The following is a 23,168-nucleotide window of genomic DNA, read 5'->3' as shown; positions in this document are numbered from 1 at the left end:
CGGGGTGCGGCAGGCGTCATTGCCCGCAGCGCGCTTACGGCTCATGCCCGGTGGTCACGCGGTCGAAACCAGCGAGTAACAGGCTTTGGTGGCTACCTATGCGGCCCGACGCATAAGTAGCCGGATCGCTATCCTACGGCCGTCCCGAACAGGATGCCCAGGGCGTACGTCACACCGGCCGCGGCTCCGCCCAGCGCAAGCTGCCTCAGCCCGCTGTACCACCAGCTGCGCGCGGTCACCCTGGCCACGACGGCACCGCAGCCGAAGAGTCCGGCGAGGGCGAGCAGCACGGCCGGCCACAGCACATGCGCGCCGAGCAGATACGGAAGCACGGGCAGCAGGGCGCCCAGGGCGAACGAGCCGAACGACGAGACGGCGGCGACCAGCGGCGAGGGCAGATCGCCGGGGTCGATACCCAGCTCCTCGCGGGCATGGATCTCCAGGGCCTGCTCGGGATCCTTGGACAGCTGGCGCGCGACCTCCCGGGCCAGCTCCGGCTCGACCCCGCGGGCCACGTAGAGTGCGGCGAGCTCCTCCTCCTCGTCCTGGGGGTGCTTGCGCAGCTCACGGCGCTCGACGTCGAGCTCGGCCTCGACCAGCTCCCGCTGGGAGGCGACCGAGGTGTACTCACCGGCCGCCATGGAGAAGGCGCCCGCGGCGAGCCCCGCGAGCCCGGTGATGACGATGGTCTGCTGGCTCACGGCCCCTCCGGCCACGCCGGTCATCAGGGCGAGGTTGGAGACGAGGCCGTCCATGGCGCCGAAGACGGCGGGGCGCAGCCAGCCACCGTTGACGTCGCGGTGGGTGTGGTTGTCCCGGTGCGCCTCGTGCAGCGCGGCCTGGGTTTCTATGACGGCCATGCGGACCCCTGGGATAGCTTAGCCAAAGCTAACTTTGGACGAGTTCTACTTTTCGACAACACAGAACGTACGCCCATTCATCCACTCTCGCCACCAAGGAAAGGCTCGGCTAACCTGCACCTTTACCTTCTTTGCTCATACGTGCATGATCTTGCTCAGATGCCAAGCGGGTGACGAGAACCCTCCGGAGGCTCGCGGAGCGGCGGCGTGTGGCACACATCCGCAAAGCGTCTTCGTGGTCCCGCTGAAGGAGGCCGCCCATGGCATCGATCGCCTGCACTCCCCCGGTTCCGGTGCCCGTGCCCGACGACGCCGCCGGACTCCGCGCCAGGGCCCGCGGCGCGCTGCTCGGCCTGGCCGTCGGAGACGCGCTGGGAGCGCCGGCGGAGAACCTCAAGCCGTCCGAGATCCGCGCCCGCTGGGGCCGCATCACGGGGTACGTCACGGACCACCCCTGCGGTACGGACGACACGGAGTACGCGATCTTCTCGGGACTGCTGCTCGCCCGGCACGGCTCGGCACTCACCCCGGCCCATGTGGAGGCGGCCTGGCACGAGTGGATCGCCGATCGTGCCGAGGGCCCCTTCCGGGGCGCGGGCTTCAGCGAACGCGGCACCCTGGAGAACCTGCGACGCGGCCTCGCTGCCCCCGTCTCGGCCCAGCACCGCCACGCGTGGAGCGACGGCCTGGCGATGCGGGCGGCCCCCTTCGGCGTCTACGCGGCCGGCCGCCCCGCCGAGGCGGCCCGCCTGGTGGCGATCGACGGCTCGGTGAGCCACGACGGCGAGGGCATCTACGGCGGCCAGGCGGTCGCGGCCGGGGTGGCGGCGGCGATGACCGGAGCGCCGGTGCCGGTGGTGATCGCCGCCGCGCTGGCGGTGGTCCCCGAGGACTCCTGGACGGCACGCTCCCTGCGCCGCGCGGTGGCCGTGGCCCACCGCGGCGAACGCGCGGTCCGCTCCGCGGTCGTCATCGGCGGCTATCCCTGGACCGATCTGGCCCCCGAGGCGGTCGCCCTCGCCTTCGGCGCGTACGCGGCGGCCGACGGCGACTTCGTCCAGGCCGTCCTGACCGCCGTCAACATGGGCCGTGACGCCGACACGACGGCGGCGGTGGCCGGCGCCCTGGCCGGCGCGACCCACGGCATGTCCGCGATCCCGCCCCACTGGGCCACGCCCATCGGGCCGGCCCTCGGCCGCTGCCTGCCGTCCATGGCAGGCCACCACGTCCTGGACATCGCCGAACTGCTGGTCCCCGGTGAGAGTGGGAAGCGGGGGTCGGGGGTGGCGCCGAAAGGGGCGACGGAGGAGGTGTCGGGGCTGCTGCAGGAGGAAGCGGCGGCCGACAGCCCGCCGGCCCCGACGGCACAGCCACCGAGAACACCTGAGCCCCTACCGCACGACCAGCCACCAGATCCGCCGGACGGACCACCGGAGACAGCGGCGGCCGACAGGCCGGGGCGGAGCCACCTGGTGGGGGCCGGGAGCTCCGGGGCGCAGGACAGCGAGGGGCGGCCATGACCGTGCGCCGTATCGAGGGGCTCCTGCTCGGTCTCGCCGCGGGCGACGCCGCCGGCTGGCCCGCGGCCCGGCACCGAGCCGCCCGCATGCCCGAGTGGACCCGCCGCCTGACCCGTGAGCTGGACACCTTCGCCGAGCAGAACGCCACCACCACCCTCCCGGTGCCGATCGCCCTCAACCAGCCCCCCGAGCCCCTCCGCCTCGGCCCTTCCGACGACGCCGAATGGGCGGCCTTCGCCGCGGAGGCGGTGCTGCGGGCCGGCGACGACGACGTCCTCGGCGACCTCAGCCGGGAGCGCCGTACCCGCGCCGCCATCGATCTCACCTGGACCGCCGTGGCCGCGGAAGTCGCCGCCGCGGCGGACCGCGCGCCCGAGATCGAGTCCGCCGTACTCCCCCTGCGCGCCCGCATCTCCGTCCGCGCCGGCCTCGGTAACCTCGCCACCGGCCTGCGCCCGCCCGCCACCGGCCACGACAATCCGCACTACTTCGACGACGCCGCCTGCGTCCGCGCCTGTGTCCTCGCCGTCGCCCACCCCGGCGACCCCGAACACGCCGCCGCCCTCGCCGAGTTCGACGCCCGCTACACCCAGGACGGCGACGGCGTGCACGGCGCCCGTGCCATGGCCGCGGCCCTCGCGCTCGCCCTCGCCGGCGCCGAGCCGGAGACATGTGTGACCGCCGCGCTCGCCGAGCTCCCGCCCGACACCGAGATCGGCCGCAATGCCCGCCACGCGCTCGCCCTGGCCGAGGACAGCGAGTCCGCCTTCGCCCTCGTACCGCTCCTGGAGCACCAGATCCTCGACCACGTCTACAGCTACGGCATCGCCGCCGCCGAGACCGTCCCGGTCGCCCTGGCCCTGGCCACCGCCGCCGGCGGCCGTATCACCGAGGCCGTACCCGCCGCCGTCTGCCTGTCCCGGGTCGCCGACTCCGCCCCCGCCCTCGCGGGCGCGCTCACCGGAGCCCTCGGCGGCGGCGCGGCCATCCCGCGGACCTGGCGGGACGCCTGCCGCACCCTGTCCGGCTGCGCGCTGCCCCGTCTCACCGGCACCGACCTGGTGGAACTCGCCGGACTCCTGGAAGCCGCACAACCGGCCCGCCCAGGAGGATGATTCGGACATGACGCCCAAGGAGTCCAAAGGACTCGAAGCAGACCCAGAGTGCGGCGGGTCGTCCCCGCACTGGCCCGTGCACACGCTCGACGAGCGGATCACCGGTGCCCTCGTCGGAGCCGCCGTGGGCGACGCCCTCGGCGGTCCCGTCGAGGGCTACTCCCCCGACCAGATCGCCGAGCGCCACGGCGGCAGCGTCCACGGCGTCGTCGGCCCCTGGCACGGCGACGCCTGGCGCACCGCCCGCCCCGTCGCCCCGTACCACAAGGGCGACGGCCACGTCACCGACGACACCCTGATGACCCACGCGCTGATCCGGGTGTACGCCCGTGTCCGTGACCACCTCGACGCGTACGCGATCGCCGACCATCTGGTCCCGGACCTGATGACCAACCCGCGCTGGATCCCGGAGCTGGAGGAAGAGGCCCTGCCCCTGCACCGCCTCTTCCTCGCCGAGAAGTGGCTCGTGGCCCGGCTCGCCTACGGCCACGCCGACCCCCGCGAGGCGGGCGTCGGCAACATCGTCAACTGCGGCGCGGCGATGTACATGGCCCCCGTCGGCCTGGTCAACGCGGCCGACCCGGCCGCGGCCTACGCCGAGGCCCTGGACATCGCCGGTGCGCACCAGTCGTCGTACGGCCGTGAGGCGGCCGGTGTCCTCGCCGCGGCCGTCGCCGCCGCCACGATGCCCGGGGCGACCCCCGACTCGGTCGTCACCGCCTGCCTGTCCCTGGCGAAGGACGGCACGCGGGAGGCGATCGAGAAGGTCTGCGAAGTGGCCTGCCGGCACAGCGACTTCGAGTCGGCGCTGCGGCCCCTGCGTGCGGCGGTGGCCCCGTACGACACCGTCGGCCCGGACTACCGCGCCCCTTCCCTGGCCGCCCGCCGCCCCTCCCGGCTGCACGCGATCGAGGAACTGCCCATCGCCCTCGGCATGGTGCTGGTCTCCGGCGGCGACTACCGGCACGCCGTCCTCGGCGCCGTCAACTACGGCCGCGACTGCGACTCGATCGCCACGATGGCCGGTGCCCTCGCGGGCGCCCTCGGCTCGCCCGTCCCCCAGGACTGGGCGAAGACGGTGGCGGAGGCCAGCCGGCTGGACCTGTGGGAGCCGGCCCGCACGCTCACCGAGGTCGCGCGGGAGGTCTTCGCGCGGGACGTATGCCGCCGACGCGCCCACGAGCAGGCGTTCACGGCCCTCGGAGGCACCGGATGCTCCGACTGACCTGGGTCCAGCCGGAGGACCTGCTGGGCCACGAGCTGCGCCAGGCGCGCCTGGACGGGCGGGAGCCGTCGGCGATCGAGGCCCGCTGGCGAGCGGCGGGCGGTCCGGACGCACCGCCCCGCGCGGGAGCGTCGGCCCACGGCGTCTCGCGGTATCTGCGCCTCCTGGCAGAAGACCTCCTGGACGAACTGGCCGACCTCCCCAGCGGCTTGTCCCACGACGAGCCGACGGACCTGACCCGCATCAAGTCCCTGTGCCCAAACTGGCCGGCGCCACCGAGCAGCGACCACCCGTCGTCGCCCGGCGGCGGGCCTGACGCGGCTGACCACGCCGTTCCCCGCGCCCCTGGGGAGTCGCGGCCGCCGAACTCGAATCACGCCGACGCCGCGGGCAGCGGCACTCCGCCGGCGCGGGCAAGCGGTCCAGCCCCCACCCCGGCCGCCCTGGAAGCCGCCTGGCTCGGCCGGGCCATCGGCTGTCTGCTCGGCAAACCCGTCGAGAAGCTCCCCCTCGACGGCATCCGCGCCCTCGCCCGGGCCGCCGGCAACTGGCCCCTCACCACGTACTTCACCGCCGCCGGCGTCCCGGACGACCTCCTCGCCGCCCACCCCTGGAACCGCCGCTCCGCCTCCACCTGCCTCGCAGAGAACATCGACGGCATGCCAGAGGACGACGACCTCGACTACCCCCTGCTGAACCTCCTCCTGCTGCGCCGGCACGGAAAGACCTTCACCACCGCCGACGTGGCCCGGCTCTGGCTGGACGAACTCCCGCCCGGCCGCACCTTCACCGCCGAACGCATCGCCTACCGCAACCTCCTCAGCGGTGTCGAACCCCCGCACACGGCCCGCCACCGCAACCCCTTCCGCGAGTGGATCGGCGCCCTGATCCGCGCCGACGTGCACGGCTGGACCAACCCCGGCGACCCGGCCGCCGCCGCCGAACAGGCGCACCGCGACGCGGTCCTCACCCACACCGCCAACGGCGTCTACGCGGCGATGTTCACGGCCGCCGTGATCGCCACCGCCGCCACCGGCGGCCACGACGTCCACTCCTGCCTGCGCACCGGCCGCCGGGTGATCCCGCCCCGCTCCCGGCTCGCGCGGGCGGTCGACCACGCCGTCCGGCTGGCCGAGGCCCACGAGGACTTCGACGACGTCGTCGACGAGCTGCATGCCCGTTACTCCCCCGCCCACCACTGGGTCCACGCCGTCCCCAACACCGCCCTGCTCACCGCCGCCCTCACCCACGCGGACGGCGACTTCACCGGCTCCATCTGCCGTGCCGTGTCGGGTGGCTGGGACACGGACTCGAACGGCGCCACGGCCGGCAGCGTCGCGGGGCTGCTCGCGGGCGAGGCCGCCGCGCTCCCCGACCGCTGGCGGGCCCCGCTGAAGAACCGGCTCACCACCACCGTCGCCGACTTCGACGGCACCGGCTTCGACACCCTCGCCCACCTCACCCATCTGGAAGCGACCCGCCCATGACCCACATCGTCGTCCTCGGCAGCACCAACATGGACCTCGTCACCTATGTCACCAAGGCCCCGCAGCGCGGCGAGACCGTGACGGGGCGGGAGTTCCACACGATCCCCGGCGGCAAGGGGGCCAACCAGGCGATCGCCGCGGCCCGCGCCGGCGCCACCGTCTCGATGGTCGGCGCGGTCGGCAACGACGCCTTCGGCCTGCGCCTGCGCGACACCCTCGAACACTCCGGTGTGGACACCGACTTCCTGCGGACGGTCGAGGGCCCGTCCGGCACCGCGCACATCGTGGTGGACGACGAGGGCGCCAACTCCATCGTCGTCATCCCCGGCGCGAACGGCACCGTGGACCATCTCTCCCCCGGCGACGAGGGCGTGATCGCCTCCGCCGACGCCCTGCTGCTGCAACTGGAGATCCCGCTGCGCGCGGTCGTCCTGGGCGCGGAGGCGGCGCGCCGGCACGGGGTCCGTACGGTCCTCACCCCGTCGCCGGCCCAGCCGCTGCCGCCCGAACTCCTCGCCGTCACCGATCTGTTGGTGCCCAACGAGTACGAGGCGATCACCCTCATCGGCCGCACCGACCCGCGCGAGGCGGCCGCCGCCCTGCTGGACCTGGTGCCGGAGGTCGTCGTCACCCTGGGCGCGACCGGCAGCCTCTATCTGGCCCGGGGCACCGAGCCGCTGGTGATCCCGGCGCCGCGGGTGACCGCCGTGGACTCCACGGGGGCCGGCGACACCTTCGTCGGGGCGCTCACGGTGGCCCTCGCCGAGGAGAAACCGGTGCGGGAGGCCCTGTCCTGGGCCGCGGCCGCCGCGGCGATCTCCGTCCAGCGGGCCGGGGCGTCGGCATCGATGCCGTACCGCCCGGAGATCGACGCCCAGTTCACCGCCTGAGGCAGAGCACACGAGGCACGAGGTACGACGCATGAGTACGACGACACCGCCCCTGGCCGGTCTGCGGGTGCTGGACCTCGCGACCCTCTTCGCCGGCCCGCTGGCCGCCACGCTGCTCGGGGACTTCGGCGCCGAGGTGATCAAGGTCGAGCATCCGCATCGGCCGGACCCCTGCCGCGGGCACGGCCCGGCCAAGCACGGTGTCGGCCTGTGGTGGAAGGTGCTCGGCCGCAACAAGCGGACCATCACCCTGGACCTGTCCACCCCCGGCGGCCGCGCCCTGCTGCTCCGGCTCGCCGCCACGGCCGACGTGGTGATCGAGAACTTCCGCCCGGGGACCCTGGAGAAGTGGGACCTGGGCTGGGCGGAACTGACGGCCGCCAACCCCCGGCTGGTCCTCGCCCGGGTGACGGCCTTCGGCCAGTTCGGCCCGTCCGCGCACCGCCCCGGCTTCGGCACGCTCGCCGAGGCCCTGAGCGGTTTCGCCGCGATCACCGGCGAGCCGGACACGCCGCCCACGCTGCCGCCGTTCGGTCTCGCGGACTCGGTCGCGGGTCTGGCGACCGCCTACGCCGTGCTCACCGCCCTGGCCGCGCGGGAGCGCACCGGCGCCGGGCAGGTCGTCGACATGGCGATCATCGAGCCGATCCTGGCGGTCCTCGGCCCCCACCTCACCTGGTACGACCAGCTCGGCCACGTCCAGGAACGCACCGGGAACCGCTCCCAGAACAACGCCCCGCGCAACACCTACCGCACCGCCGACGGCCGCTGGGTCGCCGTCTCCACCTCGGCGCAGTCGGTCGCGGAGCGGGTGATGCGCCTGGTGGGCCGCCCGGAGCTGATCGCGGAGCCGTGGTTCGCCACCGGCGCGGACCGCGCGGCCCATGCCGACGTGCTGGACGAGGCGGTCGGCTCCTGGATCGCCGCCCGCACCCGCGCCGAGGTCCTCGCCGCCTTCGAGAAGGCGGAGGCGGCGGTGGCCCCGGTCCAGGACGTGCGGGACGTCCTGGCCGACCCCCAGTACCAGGCGCTGCGCACGGTCACCACCGTCGACGACCCCGAACTGGGCCCGCTGCGCATGCAGAACGTCCTCTTCCGGCTCTCCGCGACGCCCGGCGCGATCCGCTGGGCCGGCCGTCCGCACGGCGCCGACACCGAAGCCGTGCTCACCGAGCTGGGCCTGACCCCGGCGGAGGTCGCCGCCCTGCGCACGGAGGGAGCCCTGTGAACCGGACCCCGCTCACCTGGCTCTACGTCCCCGGCGACCGCCCGCACGTGGTGGCCAAGGCGCTCACCGCGGGCGCCGACGTGGTGGTGATCGACCTGGAGGACGCGGTCGCCCCGGACCGCAAGGAGTACGCCCGCGCGGCCACGGCCGACCTCCTCACCGACCCCGGCCCCCGGCCGGTCCCGGTCCACGTCCGCGTCAACGCCCTGGACGGCCCCTGGGCAGCCGCGGACCTGACGGTGCTGGCCACGCTCCCGGGTCTTTCGGGCCTGCGCCTGCCCAAGGTGACCACCCCGGACGAGATCAGGAAGGTCGCCGCCGCCACCCCCGTCCCGCTGTACGCCCTTCTGGAGACGGCCCTCGGTATCGAGCGCGCCCATGCCATCGCCACCGCCCACCCGGCTCTGCGGGGCATCGCCCTCGGCGAGGCGGATCTACGGGCCGACCTGGGGGTACGGGGCGACTCGGGCCTCGACTGGCCGCGCTCCCGGGTGATCGTCGCCGCCCGCGCGGCCGGCCTCGCCCCACCGCCCCAGTCGGTCCACCCCGACATCCGCGACCTGGACGGCCTCGCCGCCTCCTGCGCCCACGGCCGCGCCCTCGGCTTCCTGGGCCGCGCCGCGATCCACCCCCGGCAGCTGCCGGTGATCGAGCGGGCCTATCTGCCCACCCCGGCAGAGGTCGAACACGCGGAGACGATCCTGAAGGCGGCGGCCGCGGACCAGGGCGCCCAGGCCCTGCCCGACGGGCGCTTCATCGACGCGGCGGCGGTGGCGCTGGCCCAGCGCACCTTGTCGCTGGCGTACCGGGTCTGACCGTTCCCGGACACGCCGAGGCGCCCGGGCCCTGTTCATGCGCGGCTGCCGCCGCGTGGCTCCGGGCGCCCTCGGCGTCCTGCGACCGCCGGTCAGCTCTTCTTGGTCGCCGACTCGGCCTGGTCCTTCTCGCCCTCCGCCGCCGAGGCATCGGCCTCCACGGCATCGGGCTCGGCCTCCACCGCGTCCGGCTCAGCCCTGCCCTGCGCCTCGTGCTCCGCCTGGTCCTCCGCCTCCGCCTTGCCCTCGGCCTCGTCGGTGCCCTCCGCACCGTCGGCCGGGCCGTCGGGGACACCCGGCTCGACGACGGCTTCCCGTCCCGGGCGCAGCTTCGACGACACCACGATGTACGCCACCGCCAGCAGGAACACGATCATCGCGGTCCAGTCGTTCAGGCGGAGGCCCAGGATGTGGTGCGCGTCGTCCACGCGCATGTACTCGATCCAGCCGCGGCCCACGCAGTACGCGGCGACATACAGGGCGAACGCCCGGCCATGGCCGAGCTTGAAGCGACGGTCGGCCCAGATGACCAGGAAGGCCACACCGATGCACCACAGGGACTCGTAGAGGAAGGTCGGGTGGTAGTAGCCCGGCACCCGGCCGCCCTCGGAGGAGGTGATGTGCAGCGCCCAGGGAACGTGTGTCTCGCGGCCGTACAGCTCCTGGTTGAACCAGTTGCCCCAGCGGCCGATGGCCTGCGCGAAGGCGATGCCGGGCGCGACGGCGTCGGCGTAGGCCGGCATCGGGATGCCGCGGCGCCGCGCGCCGATCCACGCGCCGAGCGCGCCGAGCGCGATAGCGCCCCAGATGCCCAGGCCGCCCTGCCACACCTTGAAGGCGTCCACCCAGTCACGGCCCGGGCTGAAGTACAGCTCGTAGTCCGTGATCACGTGGTACAGCCGGCCGCCGACCAGCCCGAACGGCACAGCCCAGACCGCGATGTCCGCGACCGTGCCGGCCCGGCCGCCGCGCGCGATCCAGCGCTTGTTGCCGAGCCAGACGGCGACGAAGACGCCGATGATGATGCAGAAGGCGTAGCCGCGCAGCGGGATGGGGCCGAGATAGAGCACCCCGCGCGACGGGCTGGGAATGTAGGCAAGTTCCATGGCAAGTCCGACGCTACCGTGCCGGGCCGTGGGGACGGCAAGCAGCCCGGCTACGGGTCCATAACGGGGACGTGAGAAAAACGCGTGCCGGAGGGGACGTCCTTACCCGCGGTCGGCCGCCTCCACCATCTGCTTGAGCTTGGCCGGGGTCAGGGTCTGGTCCTGGTAGATGTTCTTCCCGTTCAGCAGGACCGTGGGCGTGCTGTTGAAGTTTCCGGACTGGAAGGCCTTGTTGGCCTTGTTGACCCAGCTGTCGTGGGTGCCGTCCTTGACGCACTTCTGGAAGGCGGGCGTGTCCAGCCCGCCGACCTTGCCGGCCAGCTCGATCAGCTTGTCGTTGTCGGCGTACGCGTCGTCGGTCTCCTTGGGCTGGTTCGCGTACAGCACGTCGTGGTAGTCGCGGAACTTTCCGGCGTCCTGCGCGCAGGCCGCGGCGTTGGCGCCGCGCAGGGAGCCGGTGCCGCCGAGGTTGCCGTCGATCAGCCGGACCAGGTGGTACTCGATTCTGAGCTTGCCGGAGTCGACCAGTTCATGGAGCGTCGGGCGGTAGGTGACCTCGAAGGACTGGCAGGCGGGGCAGCGGACGTCCTCCCAGACGGTGAGCGTCGACCTGGCGTTGTCCTTGCCGACCGGGATCGCGAGGCTGTCCTTGCCCTGCGCGCCCGAGGGCGCCACGACCGGCCCGGCGCTCTCGCTGCCCTTGTTCTTGCCGGAGTTCGCGGCGATCACGCCGATCACCACCGCGAGACCCAGGACGCAGACGACGCTCGCGCCCACGATCAGGGTGCGCCGCCGCTTCTCCGCGGACTTCTGCTTCTCGCGCTCGACCGCCAGCCGCTCCCGGGCGGTGCGCTTTGCGTCACGGTTCTTGTCGCTCACACCCCCAGAACGAACCGGGGAGGCGCAGCGCGCCTCCCCGGTCGCAGGTCCACTCGTTCGAGTGACCGAATGTTCCCGATTACTGACGGTTACGCCTGACCGCGCACGCCCTTCGCCAGCTCCCCGGCCAGCTCACGGACCGCCACGACACCCGACGCGTGGTCGGGGGCCTCCAGCATCCGCTTCACGAACGCGGAGCCGACGATCACGCCGTCGGCAAAGCCGGCCACCTCGGCGGCCTGAGGGCCGTTGGAGACACCGAGTCCCACGCAGACGGGCAGCTCGGAGCCGGTGGCGCGGGTGCGCTCGACCAGGTTGTGGGCCTGCGCGCCGACGGATTCGCGAGTGCCGGTGACACCCATCAGGGAGGCCGCGTAGACGAAGCCGCTGCCCGCCGCGGTGATCTCGGCGAGCCGCTCGTCCTTGCTGCTCGGCGCCACGACGAAGACCGTCGCGAGTCCGTGCTTCTCGGCGTGCTCCCGCCACAGCGCCGACTCCTGGACGGGCAGGTCGGGCAGGATGCAGCCCGCGCCGCCCGCCTCGGCCAGCTCGGCCGTGAACCGCTCGACGCCGTAGCGGTCGATGGGGTTCCAGTACGTCATGACGAGCACGGGCTTGCCGGTCGCCGCGTGCGCCTCGTGGACCGTCCGCATGACGTCGGCGATCCTGACCCCGCCCCGCAGGGCGATGTCGTCGGCGGTCTGGATGACCGGGCCGTCGAGGACGGGGTCGCTGTGCGGCAGGCCCACCTCGACGACGTCGGCACCGCCGTCGAAGACGGCCTTGATCGCCTCGATGCCGCCGTCCACGGTCGGGAACCCGGCAGGGAGGTAGGCGATGAGGGCCGACCGGCCCTCGGCCCTGGCGGCGGCGAGGGTGTCCGACAGCAGCTGCACGTTCCCGCTCACTTGGCGTCCCCCTCGATCTCGGCGGTGTCGGTTTCCTCGGCGGTCACTTCGGCGTCGGTCTCGTAGAGGCCGAAGTAGCGGGCGGCGGTGTCCATGTCCTTGTCGCCGCGGCCGGAGAGGTTGACGACGATCAGGCCGTCCCTGCCCAGCTCCTTGCCGACCTCCAGGGCGCCGGCCAGGGCGTGGGCGCTCTCGATGGCCGGGATGATGCCCTCGGTACGGGACAGCAGCCGCAGGGCCTGCATGGCCGCGTCGTCGGTGATCGCGCGGTACTCACCGCGCCCGGAGTCGCGCAGGTAGGAGTGCTCCGGGCCGACGCCCGGGTAGTCCAGTCCGGCGGAGATCGAGTACGGCTCGGTGATCTGGCCCTCGTCGTCCTGCAGGACGTAGGACCGGGAGCCGTGCAGGATGCCGGGCTCACCGGCGGTGAGCGTGGCCGCGTGCTCGCCGGTCTCGACGCCGTGGCCCGCGGGCTCGCAGCCGATGAGCCGTACGCCTTCGTCGGGAATGAAGGCGTGGAAGAGGCCGATGGCGTTGGAGCCGCCGCCGACGCAGGCGATCGCGGCGTCGGGCAGCCGGCCGGCGCGCTCCAGGAGCTGGCGGCGCGCCTCCACGCCGATCACGCGGTGGAAGTCGCGGACCATGGCCGGGAAGGGGTGCGGTCCCGCGACCGTCCCGAAGAGGTAGTGGGTGTGGTCGACGTTGGCGACCCAGTCGCGGAACGCCTCGTTGATGGCGTCCTTCAGGGTGCGGCTGCCGGACTTCACGGAGACCACCTCGGCGCCGAGCATGCGCATGCGGGCGACGTTCAGGGCCTGGCGCCTGGTGTCGACCTCGCCCATGTAGATGGTGCAGTCGAGACCGAAGAGCGCGCAGGCGGTGGCGGTCGCGACGCCGTGCTGGCCGGCGCCGGTCTCCGCGATCACGCGCGTCTTGCCCATCCGCTTGGTGAGCAGGGCCTGGCCGAGCACGTTGTTGATCTTGTGGGAGCCGGTGTGGTTGAGGTCCTCGCGCTTCAGGAACACGCGGGCGCCGCCGGCGTGTTCGGCGAAACGGGGGACCTCGGTGAGGGAGCTGGGGCGGCCGGTGTAGTTCACCAGCAGGTCGTCGAGTTCGCGGGCGAACTCGGGGTCGGCCTTGGCCTTGTCGTACTCGACGGCGACCTCGTCCACGGCGGCGACGAGTGCCTCCGGGATGAACTTGCCGCCGAACGCGCCGAAGTAGCCCTCCGCGCTGGGCACCTGGCCGGTGGGGTCAGGGAAGAAGAAATTGCTGGGCATGCCAGAACCTCACGGTGAGTGCGTGTGAAAAGACACTATTCGCCGTGGGGGCGGAGCTTATGGAACGACCTCAGGCCGTGTGTGGCTGGTCGCGCAGTTCCCCGCGCCCCTTCGGGGCGCGTTGCCATCGGCGTCCGTTCACCTGCCCAGGTTCGTCACCGATGACGTACCGCACCCTGCGACCGTGGACACGCCTCGCCGGGGCGCGGCAGCCCCTCGGGCGGCAGCCGCGCGCCAGGCGGGCGTACCGGTCCACGGTCGTCACGGTGAGAGTCATCGGTTTCAGCCTACCGGGTGATCAGCTCCGGCCGTGCCGCAGAGCGGGATGTTCGCCCGCGGCGACCAGGTCGGCGACGGCCGTCTTCGGGTCACGGCCGGTCACCAGGGACTCGCCGACCAGCACCGCGTCGGCGCCGGCGTTGGCGTAGGCGATCAGGTCGTGCGGGCCACGGACACCGGACTCGGCGACCTTGACGAGGTGGTCGGGGATCTCCGGCGCGACCCGCTCGAACGTGCCGCGGTCGACCTCCAGCGTCTTCAGGTTGCGCGCGTTGACGCCGATGACCTTGGCACCCGCGTCCACGGCCCGCTCGACCTCGTCCTCGTCGTGCACCTCCACGAGAGGGGTGAGGCCGATGGAGACCGCGCGCTCGATCAGCGACTCCAGGGCCGGCTGGTCCAGGGCGGCCACGATCAGCAGTGCGAGGTCGGCGCCGTACGCCCGGGCCTCCCACAGCTGGTACGAGGTGACGATGAAGTCCTTGCGCAGCACCGGGATGTCCACGCGCGCACGGACGGCCTCGAGGTCGGCGAGCGAGCCGCCGAAGCGGCGCTGTTCGGTGAGGACGGAGATGACGGCCGCGCCCCCCGCCTCGTAGTCCGCGGCCAGCCCGGCCGGATCGGCGATCGCGGCCAGCGCGCCCTTGGAGGGGCTCGAGCGTTTGACCTCGCAGATCACCTTGACGCCGTCGCCCTTGAGCGCGGCCACCCCGTCCTTGGCGGCGGGAACCTTGGCCGCGCGCTCCTTGAGCTCGTCGAGGCTGACGCGTGCCTGCCGCTCCGCGAGGTCGGCACGGACTCCGTCGATGATCTCGTCGAGCACACTCACGCGAGCGGCCCCCTTTCAGACGGTGGTTCCTTCAGGTTTTGAAAACCCGTGGTCACTGCGATGGTATCCGGAGGAGGCCGGAGCCCTCGCATCCGGTGGAGCCGGTCCCACTACCTGGACGCTCCCCTTGTGATCAAGGATGCAACCAGCCACCCCACGGCAGGTTCCGGACAGCCGTGAAGACCAGCAGCAGCGCGCCGATCGCCCACAGGTGTGCCGGCCGCGGATCCAGTCGCACCGGCCGGCCGCGCACGGCGCCGGCCACCCGCACGGTCCACAGCACCGCGAAGCCCAGGTAGGCGGCGACACCGAGCGCGTTGTCGTGCAGGGCGGTGAGGAGGTCGCCGTGGACGAAGGCGTGCGCGCTGCGCAGCCCGCCGCAGCCGGGGCAGTACAGGCCGGTGAGCCGGTACAGCGGGCAGACGGGGTAGTGGCCGGGTTCGTTCGGATCGACGGCGCCGACATACGCGAAGGCCCCGGCGACGGCCGCGAGGACCCCCGCCGGTACGGCGAGGCGCCGCCACAGCGGGTCGGCAGGGGCGGGGTCAGGAACGGCGCGGGGGACGGCCTGCGGGGCCGGGGACGCTGCCGGGGGCGGGAAGCTCACCCGGGCATTGTCTCCTCCGGCCGGGCCCTGCGCGCGCCGGTCCGACTCGGACGACGGGGGCGGACCGCACTCTCTCCGAGTGCCGGCCCGCCCCCGGGGAAGCAGTGGGTGCGCTCAGCTCTCCACGCCGACCGGCTCACGCGTCGCCAGGGGGGCGCCGACCATCTTGAGGGGAGGCTGCTTCTGGCCGAGGCCCATGGCGCGCATGACGCCGCCGACCACCGCACCGGCGGCGATGAGCACCATGCCGGCCCAGAAGCCGACCGGCTGGGCCATCACCATGAAGGCGCCCGCGACGCAGAAACCGATGAAGGAAATGATGACACCGGTCCAGGCGGCCGGGGTGTGACCGTGGCCGTGGCTGCTGCCCGCCATGTCTGTGCTCCTCGTTGCTGTGTACGTGTCCCAGGAGAGCGCCGTACGGGTCGCACGGCTCCGAGCCCGACCGTCACCGTCCGAACCGGATGCTCCACGTTCATTGTCCCGTACCCGCGCCCGTGACGGACGCGGGGGTCGCGTCTGCTTCGCCACACCCGGAGGAGGAACGGTCAGGCGCCGGTCGGGTCCTCGCCCCGGTCCAGGGCCTTCCACATCTCCTCGGGCCGCTCCGGGTCCACCGGCCGGGCCTGGCGGCGCGGACGGTCGGTGCCGCGCTCGTAGCGGCCGGACATGGCTGGCCACAGGCCGCCGTAGCGCAGCGCCAGCAGGCCCGCCAGCAGGATCAGCACACCGCCGACGGCCGCGACGTAGGGCCAGCCGGTGTGGCTGAGCCCGGCGACGGTGGCGGAGGTGTCGCCGCTGGCCTGGGCGGCCTTGTCGTCCAGCGCGGAGTTGTCGGTGGCGGCCATGAGGGCGGCGGCCGCGATGCCGGCGCCGGACAGCGCGAGCAGCCCGGCGACGACGAACCGGCCGGCCCTGCGGACGGCGAAGACGGCGACGAGCGCGGCGAGGCCCACTATCGCGAGGGCCGCGGGGACGCCCGTGACGTCGCTGCCCTTGGCGGTGAGCGGGAACGCGCCACCGGCCACCGTCGCGGTGCCCGCCGCCCAGCGCTGCCGGGTCGCGAGCAGCGCCACGGCCGCGCCGAGCGCACCGCACAGGAGGGCCAGGGCAAGGCTGCGGCGGCCGGACCGGACGGGCGCGGCGGCTTCGGAACGGGGGTGGGGAACGGCAGTCACGTACTCCACTATCGCCCGAACCCCGGGCGAACCGTCACCCGGGGTTCGTATGAGATGCACCCCAGGTGCCGTGAAGGGCGCTACCTGGCCAGCCGGTTGGCGGTGTGCACGGCCCGGAGCACCGCCGCGGCCTTGTTGCGGCACTCCTGGTCCTCGGCGACCGGGTTCGAGTCGGCGACGATGCCGGCGCCCGCCTGGACGTACGCCGTGCCGTCCCGGAGCAGTGCCGTGCGGATGGCGATCGCGGTGTCGGAGTCGCCGGCGAAGTCCAGGTAGCCCACGCAGCCGCCGTACAGGCCGCGCCGGGACGGCTCCAGCTCGTCGATGATCTGCATCGCGCGCGGCTTGGGGGCGCCGGAGAGGGTGCCGGCCGGGAAGCAGGCGGTGAGCACGTCGAAGGCGGTGCGGCCGTCGGCGACCTTGCCGGTGACGGTCGAGACGATGTGCATCACGTGCGAGTAGCGCTCGATCGACATGAAGTCGACCACCTCGACCGAGCCGGGCTCGCAGACCCGGCCCAGGTCGTTGCGGCCGAGGTCGACGAGCATCAGGTGCTCGGCGCGCTCCTTCGGGTCGGCCATCAGCTCCTCGGCGAGGGCCTGGTCCTCCTGCGGCGTGGTGCCGCGGGGGCGGGTGCCGGCGATGGGGTGGACCATCGCGCGCCCGTCCTCGACCTTCACCAGCGCCTCGGGGGACGAGCCGACGACGTCGAAGCCGTCGAGGCGGAACAGGTACATGTACGGCGACGGGTTCGTGGCCCGCAGGACCCGGTAGACGTCCAGGGCGCTCGCCGTGCACGGGGTCTCGAAGCGCTGGGAGGGCACGACCTGGAAGGCCTCGCCGGCGCGGATGCGCTCCTTGATGTCGTCGACGGCCACCTGGAAGTCCGGGCCGCCCCACAGCGCGGTGTAGTCGGGCAGCTCGGAGGGCGGCAGCACGGCCGGCGGCTGGGCGACCGCGCGCGTGAGGTCGGCCTCCATGGCGTCGAGCCGGGCCACGGCGTCGGCGTAGGCCTCGTCCACCCCGGTGTCGAGGTCGTTGTGGTTGATCGCGTTGGCGATCAGCAGGACCGAGCCCTCCCAGTGGTCCATCACGGCGAGGTCGCTGGTCAGGAGCATGGTCAGCTCGGGCAGCCGCAGGTCGTCGCGGTCGCCGGGGCCGATCTTCTCCAGGCGGCGGACGATGTCGTAGCCCAGATAGCCGACCATGCCGCCGGTGAAGGGCGGCAGGCCCTCCTGCTGCGGGGTGTGCAGGGTCTGGAGGGTCGCGCGCAGGGCCTTCAGGGGGTCGCCGTCGACGGGGACGCCGACGGGCGGGGTGCCGAGCCAGTGGGCCTGGCCGTCGCGCTCGGTCAGCGTCCCGGCGGAGCGGACGCCGACGAAGGAGTAGCGGGACCAGGAGCGGCCGTTCTCGGCGGACTCCAGCAGGAAGGTGCCGGGGCGCTCGGCGGCCAGCTTGCGGTAGAGCGCGACCGGGGTGTCGCCGTCGGCGAGGAGCTTGCGCGTGACCGGGATGACGCGGCGGTCGGTGGCGAGCTTGCGGAAGGTCTCGAGGTCCATGGCGGCCGACCTTACTGATCAGATGCCCGAGCGGCGGAATCGGCGGCGTCCTCGAGGAGCACGTCCTCGTCGAAGCAGGTGCGCGCACCGGTGTGGCAGGCCGCGCCCACCTGGTCGACCTTGACCAGCACGGTGTCGGCGTCGCAGTCCAGCGCGACCGACTTCACCCATTGGAAGTGGCCCGAGGTGTCGCCCTTGACCCAGTACTCCCGGCGGCTGCGCGACCAGTAGGTGCAGCGGCCGGTGGTGAGCGTGCGGTGCAGCGCCTCGTCGTCCATCCAGCCGAGCATGAGCACCTCGCCCGTGTCGTACTGCTGGGCGACGGCGGGCAGGAGGCCGTCGGCGCTGCGCTTGAGGCGGGCGGCGATCTCCGGGTCGAGGCTGCTGGGCCGGGGCGTACCGGTCGTACTGGTCATGGGTGCCATTGTGCCGCGCGGGTCCGACAGTACCGGTGCCGTGTCCACTGCGCGGACGGAGCGCCTGGTCGTAGGCTGACTCCATGTCGACCTTCGCCAAGCGTGAACGGCTCCTGCTCGCCGACCTCTTGGAAACCGTGGGCCCGGACGCCGAGACCCTCTGCGAGGGCTGGCGGACCCGGGATCTGGCCGCGCACGTGATCGTGCGCGAGCGCCGCCCGGACGCGGCCGGGGGCACGCTGATCAAGCAGCTCGCGCCGCGCCTGGAGAAGGTGATGGCCGAGTACGCCGCGAAACCGTACGAGGAGCTGATCCAGCTGATCCGTACCGGGCCGCCGCGCTTCTCGCCCTTCCAGCTCAAGCAGGTCGACGAGGCGGCCAACATCGTCGAGTTCTACGTCCACACCGAGGACGTCCGCCGCGCCCAGCCGGACTGGACCCCGCGCGAACTGGACTCCGTCTTCCAGGACGCCCTGTGGTCCCGGCTGGAGCGTACGGCACGGCTGGTGGCCCGCGGGGTGCCGACCGGTCTGGTGCTGCGCCGCCCGGACGGGCAGACGGCGGTGGCGCACCGGGGCGCGCCGGTGGTGACGGTGACCGGCGAGCCGTCGGAGCTGCTGATGTTCGCGTTCGGCCGGCAGGACGCGGCCAGGGTGGACGTGGCCGGCGAGACGGACGCGATCACCAAACTGCACGAGTCCAGGCAGCTGGGCATCTGATCCCCGCCGCCGAGCAGCCGAGAGGGGCCGCGTCGTGATCAAGGTCGCGATGACCGGTGTGTACGTGGACGACGTGGCGGCGGCGCACGCCTTCTACACGGATGTCCTCGGCTTCGAGACCCGCGCCCACATGGACCTGGGCGGTGGCACGCTCTTCGTCACGGTCGGGGCCCGGGAGGGCGCCCAGCCCGATCTCCAGCTGCTGCTGGAGCCCGGCCGGGGCCCCGTCGCCGAGCCGTACCGGCGGGCGCTGTACGAGGCGGGCATCCCGTGCATCGTCTTCTCCGTGGACGACCTGGCGGCGGAGTACGAGCGGCTGACCGGCCGGGGTGTCCGGTTCACGCACGAGCCGCAGGAGCAGGGGCCGGTGCTGGCGGCGGTGTTCGACGACACCTGCGGCAATCTGGTGCAGCTGGTTCAGCCGAAGGGGTGAACCGCGGTCAGCCCGGGAGTTCCGCGCGGCGCAGGGCCGGTGTGACGAGGGCGACGACCCCGCCGAGGCCGCAGACACCGGCGCTCACGACGTAGACCGGTCCGAGCCCCCAGGCCCCGATGGCGGCGGCCGTGAACGGCATGCTCAGCGGGGTGAGACCGAGACTGATCAGGCTGGAGACGGCGGTGACCCGGCCCAGGTGGGCGGGGTCGGCCTGGGTCTGCAGCAGGGCGCCGCACATCGCTCCGCTGAGGCCGGTGAGCAGGCCGACGAGCAGGGCGGTGCCGACGGCCGCCGCGAGGGAGGGGGCGAAGGCGAGGCCACCCACGGCCACCGAGCCCGCGGTGATCGTCCACCCGGCGACGAATCCGGCGCGGGCCAGCCGCCCCCGGACGGCCAGCAGCAGCGAGGCGGCCCCCGCCCCGACGCCGAACCCGGCGAGCACCCAGCCCATGCCGGCGGCGCCCCAGCCGCGCCGGTCGGCCAGCAGGGTCAGACCGACGTTGAGCGGGGCGACGAAGCCGAGGTCGCCGAGGGCGATGGCCAGCATCAGCGGGGCGAGGACGCGGTGGCGGCGGATGTGGCGCAGGCCGGCGCGCAGGTCGCTCCAGGCGGTGCCCGCCGCTCCGGGCTCCTTCGCCAGGTCCCGTACCCGTACGGAGACCAGGAGCGGCACGGAGACGGCGATCAGCAGCCCGGCGAGGGTGAACGCGGCACAGGCTCCGCCCGCCGCCACCGCGAGCCCGCCGAGCGGGGCGCCGACGACGACGGCGAACCGGATGGCGAGCCCCCGCATGCCCTGGACCCGGCCGAGCTGGTCCGTCCCGGTGAGCCGGGCCGGCAGCGCGCCCACGGCGGGCACGAAGACGGCGTCGACGGCGCCGAAGACCAGCGCCAGCAGGGTGAGCGGCAGCAGCCCGGGGCTGGTGAGGAACAACAGGGCCGCCACCGCGAGGACGGCCACGCAGCGCACCGCGTCGCTGCCGATGACGACCCGACGCGGCCCGAACCGGTCGGCGACGACTCCCCCGCCCAGCATCAGCACGGCCCGGGGCAGCGCGCTCGCCGACATCACGAGCCCGACCTGCGCCGGGCTCGCGGACCGGACGACGGCCCAGGACAGGGCCATGTAGTAGACGTTGTCGCCCAGCATCGAGGAGGTGTAGGCGGCGAGCCAGCGCCGGACGTTGGAATCGCGGTGGGCGGGTGTGGTGGCCGGCGGTGTGATCAGCGTGGCGGTCACGGAGGGAGGGTCCTCTCAGATCCGGAACGGGAAGCCGTACGTGTGCAGCGCGACGTTCTCGCGGCCCTCGGTGTCACCGGCGGCGTCGGCGGCCCGGCCCCGCTCGTCGAACCTGCGGACCAGGGCGAGCAACTCCCTGTTCAGCTCGGCCAGTTCGCCGGCCGTCAGGCGCAGCACCGCCTCGGAGGACTCCGCGGCGTCGTTCCACTCGGCGCCCCAGTGGGTCCGCTCGTCGAGGAAGCGCCGGTACAGGTCGGCCCGCTGCTCGAAGAACAGCCGGCTGGCGGCGGTGTGCGCGGCCGCCTTCTCCGGGGCGTCCCGGAAGTCCTGGTCACGGATGCTCACGCCGTCGGAGGCCGGCTGCCACCAGCGCTCCCGGCCGTCCGCGCTCTGCGGCTCGGCCTCCTCGATCAGGCCGTGCTCTGCCAGCTTGCGCAGGTGGTAGCTGACCAGCGAGACGGCCTCGTCGACCTGCTCGGCGAGCTGGGACGCGGTCGCGGTGCGGGCGATGGACAAGGCCCGGTACAGCTGCGACCGCAGCGGATGGGCGAGCGCCTTCAGCGTGCCCAGGTCCTTGATCCGGCGGTCCCTCTCCTTGTCCGGCATGCCTCCACGCTATGTGGGAAAGAAAAGTTGCACAATATTTTTTGCGCAACTTATCTTTCGTATCCAGGCGCGGAAAGGCCCCGCCGGGCGGAGCCGGTACGCGCGCTAGCGGACGGGGTGCCCCGCCTCCCGCAGCGTCTGCTTCACCTCGCCGATCCGCAGATCGCCGAAGTGGAACACCGATGCCGCCAGGACCGCGTCCGCGCCCGCGGCCACGGCCGGCGGGAAGTCGGCCAGCTTGCCGGCGCCACCGGAGGCGATCACGGGGACGGTGACGTGCTTGCGGACGGCGGCGATCATCTCGAGGTCGTAGCCGTCCCTGGTGCCGTCGGCGTCCATGGAGTTGAGCAGGATCTCGCCCGCGCCCAGTTCGGCGGCGCGGTGCGCCCACTCCACGGCGTCGATGCCCGTGCCCTTGCGGCCGCCGTGGGTGGTCACCTCGAAGGACCCGGACTCGGTGCGGCGGGCGTCCACCGACAGGACCAGGACCTGACGGCCGAAGCGCTCCGCGATCTCGCGGATCAGGTCCGGGCGGGCGATGGCCGCAGTGTTCACGCCCACCTTGTCCGCCCCCGCCCGCAGCAGCTTGTCCACGTCCTCGGCCGTGCGGACGCCGCCGCCGACCGTCAGCGGGATGAACACCTGTTCCGCGGTGCGGCGCACCACGTCGTACGTCGTCTCCCGGTTGCCGGAGGACGCGGTGATGTCCAGGAACGTCAGCTCGTCGGCGCCCTCGGCGTCGTACACCTTGGCCATCTCGACGGGGTCGCCCGCGTCGCGCAGGTTCTGGAAGTTGACGCCCTTGACGACCCGGCCGTTGTCCACGTCCAGGCAGGGGATGACTCGGACCGCCAGGGTCATGTCTGCTCAGGCTCCTCTGAATGCTTCAAGCTCTACTTCGACCAGGATGCGCGGATCGACGAAGCCCTCGACCACCAGCAGGGTCGAACACGGGCGCACGGAGTCGAACAGCTCCTTGTGGGCCCGCCCCACCTCGTCGACGTCGCGCACATGGCTCAGATACATACGGGTGCGGATCACGGACTCGACGCCGAGTCCGAACTCCTTCAGCGCGTCGAGGGCGTTGCCGAAGGCGACCTTGGTCTGCTCGTAGGGGTCGCCCTCGCCGTACAGCACCGTGCCCTTGAAGGGCGTGGTGCCCCCGACGGACACCCGGTCCCCCGCCGCGACGGCGCGCGCGAACCCGAAACTCTCTTCCCAGGGACTTCCGCTCTGCACGCGCCGCACGGCATCGGACGTCATGACGACACAGCCTCCAAGGCCTCTTCCAGGGTGAACGCCTTCGCGTACAGGGCCTTCCCGACGATGGAGCCCTCGACACCGAGGGGTACCAGCTCGGCGATGGCCCGGAGGTCGTCCAGGGACGACACGCCGCCGGAGGCCACGACCGGCCGGTCCGTGGCCGCGCACACGTTCTTCAGCAGCTCCAGGTTCGGACCCTGCAGGGTGCCGTCCTTGGCGATGTCGGTGACGACGTAGCGGGCGCAGCCCTCCTTGTCGAGGCGCGCCAGCGTCTCGTAGAGGTCGCCGCCGTCGCGCGTCCAGCCGCGGCCGCGCAGGGTCGTGCCGCGCACGTCCAGGCCGACGGCGATCTTGTCGCCGTGCTCGGCGATGATCCTGGCGACCCACTCGGGGGTCTCCAGGGCGGCGGTGCCGAGGTTGACCCGGGTACAGCCGGTGGCCAGGGCGGCGGCCAGGGAGGCGTCGTCGCGGATGCCGCCGGACAGCTCCACCTTGATGTCCATCGCCCTCGCGACCTCGGCGATCAGCTCACGGTTGTCGCCGGTGCCGAAGGCCGCGTCCAGGTCGACCAGGTGCAGCCACTCGGCGCCGGAGCGCTGCCAGGCGAGGGCGGCCTCCAGCGGGGAGCCGTAGGAGGTCTCGGTCCCGGACTCGCCGTGCACGAGGCGGACGGCCTGGCCGTCGCGGACGTCGACGGCGGGGAGGAGTTCGAGCTTGGCCATG

Annotated in this window: 25 protein-coding genes; 9 read left to right on the top strand and 16 right to left on the bottom strand. The window is 73.1% G+C overall.

Going from position 1 to position 23,168, the window contains the following annotated elements:
• Positions 1–128: 128 nt before the first annotated feature.
• Positions 129–860, bottom strand: coding sequence for a VIT1/CCC1 transporter family protein (locus AB0L59_RS05285; protein WP_365579363.1), 732 nt, complete (start codon positions 858–860; stop codon positions 129–131).
• Between the two features lie 260 nt (positions 861–1,120).
• Here AB0L59_RS05285 and AB0L59_RS05280 point away from each other — a divergent pair, with 260 nt between their 5' ends.
• Genes AB0L59_RS05280 through AB0L59_RS05250 form a run of 7 tightly spaced genes read left to right on the top strand, consistent with a single transcriptional unit; the run spans position 1,121 to position 9,140 of the window.
• Positions 1,121–2,380, top strand: a complete 1,260-nt coding sequence (locus AB0L59_RS05280) for an ADP-ribosylglycohydrolase family protein (RefSeq protein WP_365579361.1) — start codon at positions 1,121–1,123, stop codon at positions 2,378–2,380.
• Positions 2,377–3,495, top strand: coding sequence for an ADP-ribosylglycohydrolase family protein (locus AB0L59_RS05275; RefSeq protein WP_365579359.1), 1,119 nt, complete (start codon positions 2,377–2,379; stop codon positions 3,493–3,495). The genes AB0L59_RS05280 and AB0L59_RS05275 overlap by 4 nt, the downstream gene beginning before the upstream one ends.
• 7 nt (positions 3,496–3,502) lie before the next feature.
• Entirely contained in the window at positions 3,503–4,720 is a 1,218-nt protein-coding gene (locus tag AB0L59_RS05270) for an ADP-ribosylglycohydrolase family protein (protein WP_365579357.1), read from the top strand.
• Positions 4,708–6,207: an ADP-ribosylglycohydrolase family protein gene (locus AB0L59_RS05265; protein WP_365579355.1), complete on the top strand. Its 1,500-nt coding sequence runs from the start codon at positions 4,708–4,710 to the stop codon at positions 6,205–6,207. Before AB0L59_RS05270 ends, AB0L59_RS05265 begins: the two co-directional genes overlap by 13 nt.
• A complete protein-coding gene (gene rbsK, locus AB0L59_RS05260; protein ID WP_365579353.1) occupies positions 6,204–7,097 on the top strand; it encodes a ribokinase in 894 nt (297 codons plus the stop codon). Before AB0L59_RS05265 ends, rbsK begins: the two co-directional genes overlap by 4 nt.
• A gap of 31 nt (positions 7,098–7,128) precedes the next feature.
• On the top strand, positions 7,129–8,325 hold the full coding sequence (locus AB0L59_RS05255; RefSeq protein WP_365579351.1) for a CoA transferase: 1,197 nt from the start codon (positions 7,129–7,131) through the stop codon (positions 8,323–8,325).
• Positions 8,322–9,140, top strand: coding sequence for a CoA ester lyase (locus AB0L59_RS05250; RefSeq protein WP_365579349.1), 819 nt, complete (start codon positions 8,322–8,324; stop codon positions 9,138–9,140). The genes AB0L59_RS05255 and AB0L59_RS05250 overlap by 4 nt, the downstream gene beginning before the upstream one ends.
• Positions 9,141–9,232: 92 nt before the next feature.
• Here AB0L59_RS05250 and lgt read toward each other — a convergent pair whose 3' ends face one another.
• The 10 genes from lgt to hisI all read right to left on the bottom strand — a co-directional run bounded on the left by lgt (position 9,233) and on the right by hisI (position 18,181).
• Positions 9,233–10,246, bottom strand: a complete 1,014-nt coding sequence (gene lgt, locus AB0L59_RS05245) for a prolipoprotein diacylglyceryl transferase (RefSeq protein ID WP_365579347.1) — start codon at positions 10,244–10,246, stop codon at positions 9,233–9,235.
• A 102-nt stretch (positions 10,247–10,348) separates the two neighbouring features.
• Positions 10,349–11,125 carry a thioredoxin domain-containing protein gene (locus tag AB0L59_RS05240; protein ID WP_365579345.1) on the bottom strand — a complete coding sequence of 259 codons (777 nt, stop codon included), beginning with the start codon at positions 11,123–11,125 and terminating at the stop codon, positions 10,349–10,351.
• Positions 11,126–11,214: 89 nt separating this feature from the next.
• Complete coding sequence (trpA, locus tag AB0L59_RS05235; protein WP_365579343.1) at positions 11,215–12,033, bottom strand: tryptophan synthase subunit alpha; 819 nt, start codon at positions 12,031–12,033, stop codon at positions 11,215–11,217.
• Positions 12,030–13,313 carry a tryptophan synthase subunit beta gene (gene trpB, locus AB0L59_RS05230; protein WP_365579341.1) on the bottom strand — a complete coding sequence of 428 codons (1,284 nt, stop codon included), beginning with the start codon at positions 13,311–13,313 and terminating at the stop codon, positions 12,030–12,032. The genes trpA and trpB overlap by 4 nt, the downstream gene beginning before the upstream one ends.
• Positions 13,314–13,611: 298 nt before the next feature.
• Positions 13,612–14,421, bottom strand: coding sequence for an indole-3-glycerol phosphate synthase TrpC (trpC, locus tag AB0L59_RS05225; RefSeq protein WP_365579339.1), 810 nt, complete (start codon positions 14,419–14,421; stop codon positions 13,612–13,614).
• A gap of 133 nt (positions 14,422–14,554) precedes the next feature.
• Positions 14,555–14,947 carry a DUF2752 domain-containing protein gene (locus tag AB0L59_RS05220; RefSeq protein WP_365579529.1) on the bottom strand — a complete coding sequence of 131 codons (393 nt, stop codon included), beginning with the start codon at positions 14,945–14,947 and terminating at the stop codon, positions 14,555–14,557.
• A 195-nt stretch (positions 14,948–15,142) separates the two neighbouring features.
• Positions 15,143–15,403, bottom strand: a complete 261-nt coding sequence (locus AB0L59_RS05215) for an HGxxPAAW family protein (RefSeq protein WP_365579337.1) — start codon at positions 15,401–15,403, stop codon at positions 15,143–15,145.
• Positions 15,404–15,576: 173 nt separating this feature from the next.
• Positions 15,577–16,215 carry a TIGR02234 family membrane protein gene (locus AB0L59_RS05210; protein WP_365579335.1) on the bottom strand — a complete coding sequence of 213 codons (639 nt, stop codon included), beginning with the start codon at positions 16,213–16,215 and terminating at the stop codon, positions 15,577–15,579.
• A gap of 71 nt (positions 16,216–16,286) precedes the next feature.
• Entirely contained in the window at positions 16,287–17,765 is a 1,479-nt protein-coding gene (locus AB0L59_RS05205; protein WP_365579333.1) for an anthranilate synthase component I, read from the bottom strand.
• A gap of 11 nt (positions 17,766–17,776) precedes the next feature.
• The gene (gene hisI / locus AB0L59_RS05200) at positions 17,777–18,181 is read right to left on the bottom strand and encodes a phosphoribosyl-AMP cyclohydrolase (protein ID WP_365579331.1); all 405 of its coding nucleotides are present in this window, start codon (positions 18,179–18,181) and stop codon (positions 17,777–17,779) included.
• A gap of 83 nt (positions 18,182–18,264) precedes the next feature.
• On the opposite strand from hisI, the gene AB0L59_RS05195 reads away from it, so the two are divergent.
• Together AB0L59_RS05195 and AB0L59_RS05190 are read left to right on the top strand one after the other, a co-directional pair.
• Complete coding sequence (locus AB0L59_RS05195) at positions 18,265–18,900, top strand: TIGR03085 family metal-binding protein (protein ID WP_365579329.1); 636 nt, start codon at positions 18,265–18,267, stop codon at positions 18,898–18,900.
• Positions 18,901–18,934: 34 nt separating this feature from the next.
• Positions 18,935–19,333: a VOC family protein gene (locus AB0L59_RS05190; protein ID WP_365579327.1), complete on the top strand. Its 399-nt coding sequence runs from the start codon at positions 18,935–18,937 to the stop codon at positions 19,331–19,333.
• Between the two features lie 7 nt (positions 19,334–19,340).
• On the opposite strand, the gene AB0L59_RS05185 is transcribed toward AB0L59_RS05190, so the two are convergent.
• The 5 genes from AB0L59_RS05185 to priA all read right to left on the bottom strand — a co-directional run bounded on the left by AB0L59_RS05185 (position 19,341) and on the right by priA (position 23,167).
• Entirely contained in the window at positions 19,341–20,576 is a 1,236-nt protein-coding gene (locus AB0L59_RS05185) for an MFS transporter (protein ID WP_365579325.1), read from the bottom strand.
• Between the two features lie 15 nt (positions 20,577–20,591).
• Complete coding sequence (locus AB0L59_RS05180) at positions 20,592–21,182, bottom strand: helix-turn-helix domain-containing protein (RefSeq protein ID WP_365579323.1); 591 nt, start codon at positions 21,180–21,182, stop codon at positions 20,592–20,594.
• A gap of 105 nt (positions 21,183–21,287) precedes the next feature.
• Positions 21,288–22,043, bottom strand: coding sequence for an imidazole glycerol phosphate synthase subunit HisF (gene hisF / locus AB0L59_RS05175; protein ID WP_365579321.1), 756 nt, complete (start codon positions 22,041–22,043; stop codon positions 21,288–21,290).
• Positions 22,044–22,049: 6 nt separating this feature from the next.
• Positions 22,050–22,445, bottom strand: a complete 396-nt coding sequence (locus AB0L59_RS05170) for a RidA family protein (protein WP_365579319.1) — start codon at positions 22,443–22,445, stop codon at positions 22,050–22,052.
• Entirely contained in the window at positions 22,442–23,167 is a 726-nt protein-coding gene (priA, locus tag AB0L59_RS05165; protein WP_365579317.1) for a bifunctional 1-(5-phosphoribosyl)-5-((5-phosphoribosylamino)methylideneamino)imidazole-4-carboxamide isomerase/phosphoribosylanthranilate isomerase PriA, read from the bottom strand. The genes AB0L59_RS05170 and priA overlap by 4 nt, the downstream gene beginning before the upstream one ends.
• Position 23,168 lies beyond the last annotated feature (1 nt).

It is taken from the genome of Streptomyces sp. NPDC052109, from assembly GCF_040680195.1.
GTDB lineage: Bacteria > Actinomycetota > Actinomycetes > Streptomycetales > Streptomycetaceae > Streptomyces.
This window is presented reverse-complemented; position numbering and strand designations above follow the sequence as displayed.

Excerpts from the sequence above, each read along its gene's own strand:
- AB0L59_RS05285 (WP_365579363.1), bottom strand. The coding sequence starts at position 860 with ATGGCCGTCATAGAAACCCAGGCCGCGCTGCACGAGGCGCACCGGGAC.
- AB0L59_RS05205 (WP_365579333.1), bottom strand. The coding sequence starts at position 17,765 with ATGGACCTCGAGACCTTCCGCAAGCTCGCCACCGACCGCCGCGTCATC.
- hisI (WP_365579331.1), bottom strand. The coding sequence starts at position 18,181 with ATGACCAGTACGACCGGTACGCCCCGGCCCAGCAGCCTCGACCCGGAG.
- rbsK (WP_365579353.1), top strand. The coding sequence starts at position 6,204 with ATGACCCACATCGTCGTCCTCGGCAGCACCAACATGGACCTCGTCACC.
- lgt (WP_365579347.1), bottom strand. The coding sequence starts at position 10,246 with ATGGAACTTGCCTACATTCCCAGCCCGTCGCGCGGGGTGCTCTATCTC.
- AB0L59_RS05255 (WP_365579351.1), top strand. The coding sequence starts at position 7,129 with ATGAGTACGACGACACCGCCCCTGGCCGGTCTGCGGGTGCTGGACCTC.
- AB0L59_RS05195 (WP_365579329.1), top strand. The coding sequence starts at position 18,265 with ATGTCGACCTTCGCCAAGCGTGAACGGCTCCTGCTCGCCGACCTCTTG.
- AB0L59_RS05270 (WP_365579357.1), top strand. The coding sequence starts at position 3,503 with ATGACGCCCAAGGAGTCCAAAGGACTCGAAGCAGACCCAGAGTGCGGC.
- priA (WP_365579317.1), bottom strand. The coding sequence starts at position 23,167 with ATGGCCAAGCTCGAACTCCTCCCCGCCGTCGACGTCCGCGACGGCCAG.
- hisF (WP_365579321.1), bottom strand. The coding sequence starts at position 22,043 with ATGACCCTGGCGGTCCGAGTCATCCCCTGCCTGGACGTGGACAACGGC.
- AB0L59_RS05265 (WP_365579355.1), top strand. The coding sequence starts at position 4,708 with ATGCTCCGACTGACCTGGGTCCAGCCGGAGGACCTGCTGGGCCACGAG.
- trpB (WP_365579341.1), bottom strand. The coding sequence starts at position 13,313 with ATGCCCAGCAATTTCTTCTTCCCTGACCCCACCGGCCAGGTGCCCAGC.
- AB0L59_RS05170 (WP_365579319.1), bottom strand. The coding sequence starts at position 22,445 with ATGACGTCCGATGCCGTGCGGCGCGTGCAGAGCGGAAGTCCCTGGGAA.
- AB0L59_RS05180 (WP_365579323.1), bottom strand. The coding sequence starts at position 21,182 with ATGCCGGACAAGGAGAGGGACCGCCGGATCAAGGACCTGGGCACGCTG.
- AB0L59_RS05215 (WP_365579337.1), bottom strand. The coding sequence starts at position 15,403 with ATGGCGGGCAGCAGCCACGGCCACGGTCACACCCCGGCCGCCTGGACC.
- AB0L59_RS05280 (WP_365579361.1), top strand. The coding sequence starts at position 1,121 with ATGGCATCGATCGCCTGCACTCCCCCGGTTCCGGTGCCCGTGCCCGAC.
- AB0L59_RS05275 (WP_365579359.1), top strand. The coding sequence starts at position 2,377 with ATGACCGTGCGCCGTATCGAGGGGCTCCTGCTCGGTCTCGCCGCGGGC.